Raw genomic sequence first — 8725 nt, 5'->3', positions numbered from 1 at the left:
CAGGCTCTGTTAAGCCGCACAAGAAGTTCATGGCTGAAGCCTACATCCTGACGAAAGAAGAAGGTGGTCGTCATACACCGTTCTTCACGAACTACCGTCCACAGTTCTACTTCCGTACAACTGATGTGACCGGTATCGTTTCGCTTCCAGAAGGCACGGAAATGGTTATGCCAGGCGACAACGTTACTGTTGAAGTCGAACTGATTGTTCCAATCGCGATGGAAGAAAAGCTGCGCTTCGCTATTCGCGAAGGCGGCCGTACCGTCGGCGCTGGCATCGTTGCGTCGATCGTCGAATAAATAATGCTTGGGGTGTGTTACACACCCGAGCGATGACGTCGGAGCATTATCCGGCGACGCAATAGTGGACGATGGCGGTGTTAAAAGCACCGCCATCGGACGTTTTATAAAAAGCGTCATGGCGTTGCATTTTTATGGCTTGAAAATTCCCGTGAAAGCGCGTAAATGCGCACTCACACTCACCAGTTGGATTCGCGCTGAATTGCGGAGCCTGGTGATTTCAGAATTACAGACTACCGAAATGATTGGGGTGCCAATTTGCATCCCTCTTGATTTTTGAAAATCTGCGGCGCCACGATCAACAGGTTCATGTATTTCCGCGTGCGGAAATCCAAAGACAAAGAACAAGGACAAGACGTATGAACGGCCAGAATATCCGTATCCGCCTCAAGGCGTTTGATCACCGGATCCTCGATGCCTCCACCCGTGAAATCGTGTCGACCGCCAAGCGCACCGGCGCAAGCGTTCGCGGCCCGGTTCCACTTCCTACCCGCATCGAAAAGTTTACCGTCAACCGCTCTCCTCACGTTGACAAGAAGAGCCGTGAGCAGTTCGAAATGCGGACGCACAAGCGCCTTCTCGATATCGTAGACCCGACACCACAGACCGTTGATGCTTTGATGAAGCTCGACCTGGCTGCTGGCGTTGACGTCGAAATCAAGCTCTAAGACCTCGGCCTGACCTTGCGAAAGTAAGGGCCGATATAACAAGGAAGGTACGTGGAGCAATCCAACGTCTTCCAATCCGGAGACCGGAAACGTCGTGAGATGTCGAAGGGAACTCCTTAACAAAGGCCACAGAGGGTTCTCCCTTCAAGGCTCGCAAGAGGATTGAACCAATGCGTTCAGGTGTGATTGCACAGAAAGTGGGTATGACCCGGGTCTATAACGACGCCGGCGAGCATATCCCAGTAACGGTACTGCGTTTGGACAACGTACAAGTTGTTTCCCAACGCACAGAAGACAAGAATGGCTACACCGCAGTTCAGCTCGGTGCAGGCCAGTCCAAGGTCAAGAATACGACAAAGGCACTCCGCGGTCACTTCGCCGCTGCCAGCGTCGAGCCGAAGGCAAAGCTCGTTGAGTTTCGGGTATCTCCCGAGAACCTCATCGACGTCGGTGCAACACTGACCGCAGATCATTTCCAGGCAGGCCAGCTGGTAGACGTTACCGGCACGACAATCGGTAAGGGCTTCGCGGGTTCCATGAAGCGTCACAACTTCGGTGGTGGTCGCGCTTCTCACGGTAACTCCGTTTCTCACCGTGCTCACGGTTCTACTGGTTCGAACCAGGATCCAGGCAAGGTCTGGAAGGGCAAGCGCATGGCTGGTCACATGGGCAGCACACGCGTTACCACCCAGAATCTGGAAGTGGTTTCGACCGATGAGGGTCGCGGTTTGATCCTCGTTAAGGGCGCCGTTCCCGGTTCCAAGGGTTCCTGGATCATCGTCCGCGACGCCGTTAAGTCGGCAGCGAAGTAAGGGAGCCTCATCATGGAATTGAACGTCAAAACCCTCGAGGGAAAAGACGCCGGCACGGTATCCCTGTCGGACGAAATTTTCGGCCTCGACCCACGCCAGGATATCCTGGCCCGCATGGTTCGTTACCAGCTTGCTAAGAAGCAGCAGGGAACCCACAAGACCAAGACCCGCGCAGAAGTTTCCCGCACGGGTGCCAAGATGTACAAGCAGAAGGGTACGGGCCGCGCTCGTCACCATTCGGCTCGCGCACCGCAGTTCCGCGGCGGCGGCAAGGCCCACGGCCCAGTCGTTCGTAGCCACGCTCATGACCTTCCAAAGAAGGTTCGTGCGCTTGCACTGCGTCACGCTTTGTCTGCAAAGCTGAAGTCCGAAGAACTGATCATCGTCGATCAGCTCGTTGCGTCCGATGCAAAGACAAAGGGTCTTCTTGGCCACTTTGCTACGCTTGGCCTTACAAACGCTCTCGTTATCGGTGGCGCAGAACTTGATGGCAACTTCAAGCTCGCAGCTCAGAACATCCCTAACGTGGACGTTCTGCCGATTCAGGGCATCAATGTTTACGACATTCTGCGCCGCGGCAAGCTCGTGCTGTCCAAGGCTGCAGTTGAAGCCCTTGAGGAGCGGTTCAAATGACGGATCTTCGCCACTACGATGTGATCGTATCTCCTTCGATCACGGAAAAGTCGACGCTGGTCTCTGAACAGAACCAGGTCGTATTCAACGTCGCCAAAGATGCTTCTAAGCCTGAAATCAAGGCAGCAGTTGAAGCACTCTTCGGAGTCAAGGTCACGGCAGTGAACACGCTTATCCGCAAGGGTAAGACTCGTCGTTTCCGTGGATTCGCCGGTAAGCGTAAGGATGTCAAAAAAGCCATCATCACGCTCGCCGAAGGTCAATCCATCGACGTGTCCACCGGACTCTAAAAGGTTAGGCCCAAGCGGGCAAAGACCCAAAAGGGAACAAATAAAATGGCATTGAAAAGTTTCAATCCGACCACGCCTAGCCAGCGTCAGCTGGTTATCGTGGACCGTTCTTCGCTCTACAAGGGCAAGCCGGTAAAGGCTCTTACAGAGGGCCTCAGCTCGAAGGGTGGCCGTAACAATCAGGGCCGGATCACCGTTCGTTTTCAGGGCGGCGGTCACAAGCGGACCTACCGTCTGGTAGACTTCAAGCGTCGCAAGTTCGACGTTGAAGGTACGGTCGAGCGTCTGGAATATGACCCTAACCGCACCGCATTCATCGCGCTCGTGACATACACGGACGGCCAACAGGCTTACATTCTCGCGCCACAGCGTCTTGCTGCCGGTGACAAGGTGATCGCCTCCGAAAAGGCAGTGGACGTGAAGCCAGGCAACACTATGCCTCTTCAGTACATTCCAGTCGGATCGATCATCCACAACGTCGAGATGAAGCCAGGCAAGGGCGGTCAAATCGCTCGTTCCGCCGGTACGTATGTCCAGCTCGTTGGTCGCGATGCAGGGATGGCGATCCTCCGCTTGAACTCCGGTGAGCAGCGTCTCGTGCACGGCACTTGCCTTGCATCCATCGGCGCTGTCTCGAATGCCGATCATGGCAACATCAACGACGGCAAAGCCGGTCGTTCACGCTGGCGCGGCAAGAAGCCTCACGTTCGCGGTGTCGTGATGAACCCTGTCGATCACCCTCATGGTGGTGGTGAAGGTCGTACGTCTGGTGGTCGCCATCCGGTGACTCCGTGGGGTAAACCCACAAAGGGCAAGCGCACTCGCTCCAACAAGTCGACCGATAAGTTCATCATGCGTTCGCGCCATCAGCGCAAGAAGTAAGAGAGGAACTCTCAAATGGCTCGTTCAGTATGGAAAGGTCCGTTTGTTGACGGCTATCTTCTCACTAAGGCTGAGAAGGTACGCGAAAGCGGACGCAACGAAGTGATCAAGATCTGGAGCCGTCGCTCCACGATCTTGCCGCAGTTCGTCGGTCTGACATTCGGCGTCTACAATGGCAGCAAGCATGTGCCCGTCTCGGTCAACGAAGACATGGTCGGACACAAGTTCGGTGAATTCTCTCCGACCCGGACCTATTACGGTCATGGTGCGGACAAGAAGGCAAAGAGGAAGTAATCATGGCGAAGGCTAAGACCGAACGCCGGCTGAAGGACAATGAGGCTCAGGCCATTGCCCGCACGCTTCGCGTCAGCCCCCAGAAACTGAACCTGGTTGCCGCTCTTATCCGTGGCAAAAAGGTTGATCGCGCTCTCGCCGAGCTCGAATTCTCCCGCAAGCGCATTGCTTCGACCGTCAAGAAGACGCTCGAATCTGCAATTGCCAATGCGGAAAACAACCATGATCTCGACGTCGACGCTCTCGTCGTCGCCGAGGCCTATGTTGGCAAGTCCATCACCATGAAGCGTTTCCACGCTCGTGGCCGTGGTCGTGCATCGCGCATTGAAAAGCCGTTCTCTCACTTGACGATTGTTGTTCGTGAAGTGGAAGAAAAAGGGGAGGCCGCATAATGGGTCAGAAAATCAATCCAATCGGCTTCCGCCTCGGTATCAACCGCACTTGGGATAGCCGCTGGTATGCAGACACTGCTGAGTACAGCAAGCTTCTGCACGAAGACCTCAAGATCCGTGCTTACCTGATCAAGGAATTGAAGCAGGCTGGTATCGCCAAGGTTGTCATCGAGCGTCCGCACAAGAAGTGCCGCGTGACCATTCACTCGGCTCGTCCGGGTCTGATCATCGGCAAGAAGGGTGCAGACATCGAGAAGCTTCGCAAGAAGATCTCTGAGATGACTGCTTCTGAAACGCACCTCAACATTGTTGAAGTGCGTAAGCCAGAAATCGACGCAACGCTCGTTGCGCAGTCGATCGCTCAGCAGCTCGAGCGTCGCGTGGCTTTCCGCCGCGCCATGAAGCGCGCTGTTCAGTCCGCACTGCGTCTTGGTGCCGAAGGCATCAAGATCACTTGCGGTGGTCGTCTTGGCGGCGCTGAAATCGCTCGTACCGAATGGTACCGCGAAGGTCGCGTTCCTTTGCACACGCTGCGTGCGGACATCGATTACGGTGTGGCAGAAGCCACAACGGCATTCGGCATCTGCGGCATCAAGGTTTGGATCTTCAAGGGCGAAATCCTTGAGCACGATCCAATGGCTTCCGAGCGTCGTGGGCTCGAAGGCGATGCGCAGGGTCCGGCAAGCCGTGAGCGTGGCGATCGTGGCGACCGTCGCCGCGAAAACGCTTGATTGACGCTGGCGAAAGATAAGCTCGGAGAAGTTAGAAAATGTTGCAGCCAAAGCGTACTAAGTACCGTAAGCAGTTTAAGGGTCGCATTAAAGGTGTGGCCAAGGGCGGCTTTGACCTGGCATTCGGTGAATTCGGCTTGAAGTCGCAGGAACCGAACCGCGTGAACGCTCGCGAGATCGAGGCGGCCCGCCGCGCGATCACGCGTTACATGAAGCGCGCTGGTCGTGTGTGGATCCGCGTATTCCCAGACACTCCGGTTACGGCGAAGCCGACCGAAGTTCGTATGGGTAAGGGCAAGGGTTCTGTTGAATACTGGGCATGCAAGGTCAAGCCCGGTCGTATGATGTTCGAGATCGACGGTGTTTCCGAGGAGATCGCCCGCGAGGCGCTTCGTCTCGGCGCTGCCAAGCTCTCGGTTAAGACGCGCTTCGTTCAGCGCATCGCAGAGTAAGGAGCAGGCACCATGAAAGCCGAAGACGTTCGCGGCCTCAGCGCCGATCAGCTCAAGGACAAGCTAGCCGACCTGAAGAAAGAGCAGTTTAACCTGCGCTTTCAGAAGGCAACCGGCCAGCTGGAAAAGTCCTCGCGCATCGACGAAGTCCGCAAGGACATCGCCCGCGTGAAAACCATTGCCCGCCAGAAGGCGGCAGAAGCCAAGGCCTAAAGGAAGAATAATATGCCTAAACGCATTCTGCAGGGCGTCGTTGTGTCCGACAAGAACGAGAAGACTGTTGTAGTCCGTGTTGAGCGCCGATTCGCTCACCCGCTGCTTCAGAAGACCGTTCGTCGTTCGAAGAAGTACAAGGCGCACGACGAAAACAACCAGTACAAGATCGGCGATGTCGTTTCCATTGAGGAATGCGCACCGATTTCCAAGGATAAGCGCTGGACGGTCATTTCCGCCCAGGCATAATTTCGACAGAATGTCGCGTGGCACTTGCTATATGCGCGAAAGTCTGTATGAAGCAGCACAAGAACGCTCGTTCACGGGCGTTCTTTTGCTTTGATGCGCACGGAAGGTCCGTTAGGAAACCACCCTGTCACGATTATTCCGCGCGAAAACAGAGATATTCATAAGCTGGAACAGGGGGCTGTTTCGATGAAATTGCCCAACCGGTCCGGTCACAACAAGAAGGCGACCTGACATGATTCAGATGCAAACAAACCTCGACGTGGCGGATAATTCCGGCGCACGTCGTGTCATGTGCATCAAGGTGCTGGGCGGCTCGAAGCGCAAGTATGCTTCCGTTGGCGACGTTATCGTCGTTTCTATCAAGGAAGCCATTCCGCGCGGCCGCGTCAAGAAGGGCGATGTGATGAAGGCGGTTGTCGTTCGTACAGCCAAGGACATTCGTCGCGCAGACGGCAGCGTCATCCGTTTCGATAACAACGCAGCTGTTCTTATCGATAACAAGAAAGAGCCGATCGGCACCCGTATCTTCGGACCGGTTCCACGCGAACTTCGCGCTAAGAACCACATGAAGATCATCTCGCTGGCTCCAGAAGTACTGTAAGGAGCGATAGCGATGCAGAAAATTCGTAAAGGCGACAAGGTTGTCGTATTGACCGGTAAGGACAAGGGCCGTACCGGCGAAGTAACACAGGTCTTGCCGAAGGAAGACCGGGCTTTCGTGAGTGGCGTAAACATGGTGAAACGTCACCAGCGCCAGACCCAGGGCCAGGAAGGCGGCATCATCAACAAGGAAGCTTCCTTGCACATTTCCAACCTCGCCATCGCCGATAAGGATGGCAAGCCAACTCGCGTTGGTTTCTCGGTTGTGGACGGCAAGAAAGTCCGTGTTGCCAAGCGTTCGGGAGAAGTGATCGATGGCTGAGTCCAAGTACGAGCCGCGCCTTAAGGCAGAATACGTATCCCGTATTCGCGGCGCGATGCAGGAGAAGTTCTCCTACTCAAACGTTATGATGATCCCCCGTTTGGACAAGATCGTCATCAACATGGGCGTGGGTGAAGCAACCGCTGACTCCAAGAAGCCAACAGTTGCCGCTGCCGATCTGGCTGCTATTGCCGGTCAGAAGCCTGTTATTACCAAGGCTCGCAATTCGATCGCTGGCTTCAAGGTCCGCGAACACATGCCAATCGGTGCGAAGGTTACTCTTCGCGGCGCGCGCATGTATGAATTCCTAGATCGTCTGGTCAACATCGCGCTTCCACGCGTTCGCGACTTCCGGGGTCTGAACCCCAAGAGCTTTGACGGCCGTGGCAACTTCGCCATGGGCATCAAGGAGCACATTGTGTTCCCAGAGATCAACTACGATAAGGTTGATCAGATGTGGGGCATGGACATCATCGTTTGCACGACGGCGACTTCGGACGACGAAGCACGGGCTCTTTTGACAGAGTTCAACTTCCCGTTCCGTCAGTAACCGTAACGACGAGCGTAGAAAAGGAACTCCGATATGGCGAAAACAAGCGCAGTTGAAAAGAACAAGCGCCGCCGCAAGACGGTCGCCTCTCAGGCTGGCAAGCGTGCCGCTCTGAAGGCAATTGTCATGAACCAGTCCCTTCCGATTGAAGAGCGGTTCCAGGCAACTCTCAAGCTCGCTTCGCTGCCACGTGATGGCTCGAAGACGCGTATCCGCAACCGCTGCGAAGTAACGGGCCGTCCGCGCGCGTTCTATCGTAAACTTGGGATGTCGCGTATTGCGCTTCGCGAGTTGGGCAATTCCGGCAAGGTGCCGGGTATTGTCAAGTCGAGCTGGTAAGGAGACGGGCACATGACAATGACTGATCCTTTGGGTGATATGCTTACCCGAATCCGCAATGGTGCAGCCCGTCGCAAGTCTTCGGTCAACACACCAGCATCCAGCCTGCGTGCGCGCGTTCTCGACGTGCTTCAGGCTGAAGGCTACATTCGCGGTTATTCCAAGGTTGATTTTGAGAACGGCAAGTCCGAGCTCACGATCGAACTGAAGTACTACGAAGGCGCGTCGGTGATCCGTGAGATCGGCCGCGTGTCCAAGCCGGGCCGCCGGGTTTATGTCTCGGTCAAGTCCATCCCGCAGGTTGCGAATGGCCTCGGCATCACTATCCTTTCGACTCCGAAGGGTGTGATGGCTGATCACCAGGCTCGCGAACAGAACGTTGGTGGTGAGGTTCTTTGCTCCGTCTTCTAAGACTGGGCAAGGATCTCCTTAACGGACAGACAGGATAGAAATATGTCTCGTATCGGTAAAAAGCCCGTTCAGGTTCCTGCAGGTGTGACGGCCAATGTCGACGGCCAGAAGATTACTGCCAAGGGTCCTAAGGGCGAACTGTTCTTCGTCGCAAATGACGAAATTCAGCTCAAGCTGGAAGATAACGCTGTTTCGGTACAGCCAGCCAACAACTCCAAGGAAGCTCGTTCGAAGTGGGGCATGTCCCGCACGATGGTCGAGAACATCTTCAAGGGTGTCAAGGATGGCTACGAGCGCAAGCTCGAAATCAACGGCGTCGGTTATCGTGCGTCTCTGCAGGGCAAGAACCTGCAGCTGGCTCTCGGTTTCTCTCACGATGTAGTTTACGAGCCTCCGGTCGGCATTACGATTGCCGTTCCGAAGCCTACGGAAATCATCGTTTCCGGCATTAACAAGCAGCAGGTCGGTCAGGTTGCCGCGGAAATCCGCGAATACCGTGGTCCCGAGCCCTACAAGGGCAAAGGCGTCAAGTACGCTGAAGAACGGATCATCCGCAAAGAAGGCAAGAAGAAGTAAGGATCACGCGAA

18 protein-coding genes and 1 pseudogene are annotated in these 8725 nt (G+C 55.3%); all 19 read left to right on the top strand.

The genetic code is table 11. The features are described from left to right. Window positions 1-299 (top strand): annotated as a pseudogene (gene tuf / locus RQI55_RS22680) (elongation factor Tu); the annotation flags it as partial. A gap of 64 nt (window positions 300-363) precedes the next feature. Then, the gene (locus tag RQI55_RS22675; RefSeq protein ID WP_243256268.1) at window positions 364-579 is read left to right on the top strand and encodes a hypothetical protein; all 216 of its coding nucleotides are present in this window, start codon (window positions 364-366) and stop codon (window positions 577-579) included. A 79-nt stretch (window positions 580-658) separates the two neighbouring features. Further along, window positions 659-967 (top strand): 30S ribosomal protein S10, encoded by a 309-nt coding sequence (gene rpsJ / locus RQI55_RS22670; RefSeq protein ID WP_003507767.1) that lies wholly within the window; start codon window positions 659-661, stop codon window positions 965-967. 170 nt (window positions 968-1137) lie between these two features. Continuing rightward, complete coding sequence (rplC, locus tag RQI55_RS22665) at window positions 1138-1779, top strand: 50S ribosomal protein L3 (RefSeq protein WP_045230777.1); 642 nt, start codon at window positions 1138-1140, stop codon at window positions 1777-1779. Between the two features lie 12 nt (window positions 1780-1791). After that, window positions 1792-2412 carry a 50S ribosomal protein L4 gene (gene rplD / locus RQI55_RS22660; RefSeq protein WP_042618532.1) on the top strand — a complete coding sequence of 207 codons (621 nt, stop codon included), beginning with the start codon at window positions 1792-1794 and terminating at the stop codon, window positions 2410-2412. Then, entirely contained in the window at window positions 2409-2702 is a 294-nt protein-coding gene (locus tag RQI55_RS22655; protein ID WP_042618531.1) for a 50S ribosomal protein L23, read from the top strand. Before rplD ends, RQI55_RS22655 begins: the two co-directional genes overlap by 4 nt. A 45-nt stretch (window positions 2703-2747) precedes the next feature. Further along, the gene (gene rplB, locus RQI55_RS22650; protein ID WP_042618530.1) at window positions 2748-3584 is read left to right on the top strand and encodes a 50S ribosomal protein L2; all 837 of its coding nucleotides are present in this window, start codon (window positions 2748-2750) and stop codon (window positions 3582-3584) included. A 15-nt stretch (window positions 3585-3599) separates the two neighbouring features. Next, a complete protein-coding gene (rpsS, locus tag RQI55_RS22645) occupies window positions 3600-3878 on the top strand; it encodes a 30S ribosomal protein S19 (protein ID WP_003507772.1) in 279 nt (92 codons plus the stop codon). A 2-nt stretch (window positions 3879-3880) separates the two neighbouring features. Then, window positions 3881-4270 (top strand): 50S ribosomal protein L22, encoded by a 390-nt coding sequence (gene rplV / locus RQI55_RS22640; protein WP_037172087.1) that lies wholly within the window; start codon window positions 3881-3883, stop codon window positions 4268-4270. Then, the gene (rpsC, locus tag RQI55_RS22635; protein WP_042618529.1) at window positions 4270-5001 is read left to right on the top strand and encodes a 30S ribosomal protein S3; all 732 of its coding nucleotides are present in this window, start codon (window positions 4270-4272) and stop codon (window positions 4999-5001) included. The genes rplV and rpsC overlap by 1 nt, the downstream gene beginning before the upstream one ends. A gap of 38 nt (window positions 5002-5039) precedes the next feature. Further along, the gene (gene rplP, locus RQI55_RS22630; protein WP_042618528.1) at window positions 5040-5453 is read left to right on the top strand and encodes a 50S ribosomal protein L16; all 414 of its coding nucleotides are present in this window, start codon (window positions 5040-5042) and stop codon (window positions 5451-5453) included. Between the two features lie 12 nt (window positions 5454-5465). Continuing rightward, window positions 5466-5666: a 50S ribosomal protein L29 gene (gene rpmC / locus RQI55_RS22625; protein WP_042618527.1), complete on the top strand. Its 201-nt coding sequence runs from the start codon at window positions 5466-5468 to the stop codon at window positions 5664-5666. A 12-nt stretch (window positions 5667-5678) separates the two neighbouring features. Then, the gene (gene rpsQ, locus RQI55_RS22620; RefSeq protein ID WP_042618526.1) at window positions 5679-5915 is read left to right on the top strand and encodes a 30S ribosomal protein S17; all 237 of its coding nucleotides are present in this window, start codon (window positions 5679-5681) and stop codon (window positions 5913-5915) included. Window positions 5916-6147: 232 nt separating this feature from the next. Continuing rightward, window positions 6148-6516 carry a 50S ribosomal protein L14 gene (gene rplN / locus RQI55_RS22615; RefSeq protein ID WP_029620133.1) on the top strand — a complete coding sequence of 123 codons (369 nt, stop codon included), beginning with the start codon at window positions 6148-6150 and terminating at the stop codon, window positions 6514-6516. Window positions 6517-6528: 12 nt separating this feature from the next. Then, window positions 6529-6837 (top strand): 50S ribosomal protein L24, encoded by a 309-nt coding sequence (gene rplX / locus RQI55_RS22610; RefSeq protein WP_042618525.1) that lies wholly within the window; start codon window positions 6529-6531, stop codon window positions 6835-6837. Beyond that, a complete protein-coding gene (gene rplE, locus RQI55_RS22605; protein ID WP_192066641.1) occupies window positions 6830-7387 on the top strand; it encodes a 50S ribosomal protein L5 in 558 nt (185 codons plus the stop codon). The genes rplX and rplE overlap by 8 nt, the downstream gene beginning before the upstream one ends. 33 nt (window positions 7388-7420) lie before the next feature. Continuing rightward, window positions 7421-7726 carry a 30S ribosomal protein S14 gene (gene rpsN, locus RQI55_RS22600; protein WP_042618523.1) on the top strand — a complete coding sequence of 102 codons (306 nt, stop codon included), beginning with the start codon at window positions 7421-7423 and terminating at the stop codon, window positions 7724-7726. A 12-nt stretch (window positions 7727-7738) separates the two neighbouring features. Next, window positions 7739-8137 (top strand): 30S ribosomal protein S8, encoded by a 399-nt coding sequence (gene rpsH / locus RQI55_RS22595; RefSeq protein ID WP_042618522.1) that lies wholly within the window; start codon window positions 7739-7741, stop codon window positions 8135-8137. 42 nt (window positions 8138-8179) lie between these two features. Continuing rightward, window positions 8180-8713 (top strand): 50S ribosomal protein L6, encoded by a 534-nt coding sequence (gene rplF / locus RQI55_RS22590; protein WP_042618521.1) that lies wholly within the window; start codon window positions 8180-8182, stop codon window positions 8711-8713. Window positions 8714-8725 lie beyond the last annotated feature (12 nt).

The organism is Rhizobium sp. WCS2018Hpa-16, assembly GCF_031843705.1.
Taxonomy (GTDB): domain Bacteria; phylum Pseudomonadota; class Alphaproteobacteria; order Rhizobiales; family Rhizobiaceae; genus Agrobacterium; species Agrobacterium tumefaciens_C.
The sequence above is the reverse complement of the archived record's forward strand: the minus strand, read 5'-3'. Positions and strand labels throughout refer to the sequence as shown.

Bases quoted from the DNA above. Each gene is read 5' to 3' on its own strand.
- rpsS (WP_003507772.1), top strand. From the start codon at position 3,600: ATGGCTCGTTCAGTATGGAAAGGTCCGTTTGTTGACGGCTATCTTCTC.
- rplD (WP_042618532.1), top strand. From the start codon at position 1,792: ATGGAATTGAACGTCAAAACCCTCGAGGGAAAAGACGCCGGCACGGTA.
- rpsQ (WP_042618526.1), top strand. From the start codon at position 5,679: ATGCCTAAACGCATTCTGCAGGGCGTCGTTGTGTCCGACAAGAACGAG.
- rpsJ (WP_003507767.1), top strand. From the start codon at position 659: ATGAACGGCCAGAATATCCGTATCCGCCTCAAGGCGTTTGATCACCGG.
- rplF (WP_042618521.1), top strand. From the start codon at position 8,180: ATGTCTCGTATCGGTAAAAAGCCCGTTCAGGTTCCTGCAGGTGTGACG.
- rplB (WP_042618530.1), top strand. From the start codon at position 2,748: ATGGCATTGAAAAGTTTCAATCCGACCACGCCTAGCCAGCGTCAGCTG.
- rplV (WP_037172087.1), top strand. From the start codon at position 3,881: ATGGCGAAGGCTAAGACCGAACGCCGGCTGAAGGACAATGAGGCTCAG.
- rpmC (WP_042618527.1), top strand. From the start codon at position 5,466: ATGAAAGCCGAAGACGTTCGCGGCCTCAGCGCCGATCAGCTCAAGGAC.
- RQI55_RS22655 (WP_042618531.1), top strand. From the start codon at position 2,409: ATGACGGATCTTCGCCACTACGATGTGATCGTATCTCCTTCGATCACG.
- rplP (WP_042618528.1), top strand. From the start codon at position 5,040: ATGTTGCAGCCAAAGCGTACTAAGTACCGTAAGCAGTTTAAGGGTCGC.
- rpsH (WP_042618522.1), top strand. From the start codon at position 7,739: ATGACAATGACTGATCCTTTGGGTGATATGCTTACCCGAATCCGCAAT.
- rpsN (WP_042618523.1), top strand. From the start codon at position 7,421: ATGGCGAAAACAAGCGCAGTTGAAAAGAACAAGCGCCGCCGCAAGACG.
- rplC (WP_045230777.1), top strand. From the start codon at position 1,138: ATGCGTTCAGGTGTGATTGCACAGAAAGTGGGTATGACCCGGGTCTAT.
- rplN (WP_029620133.1), top strand. From the start codon at position 6,148: ATGATTCAGATGCAAACAAACCTCGACGTGGCGGATAATTCCGGCGCA.
- rplE (WP_192066641.1), top strand. From the start codon at position 6,830: ATGGCTGAGTCCAAGTACGAGCCGCGCCTTAAGGCAGAATACGTATCC.
- rplX (WP_042618525.1), top strand. From the start codon at position 6,529: ATGCAGAAAATTCGTAAAGGCGACAAGGTTGTCGTATTGACCGGTAAG.
- rpsC (WP_042618529.1), top strand. From the start codon at position 4,270: ATGGGTCAGAAAATCAATCCAATCGGCTTCCGCCTCGGTATCAACCGC.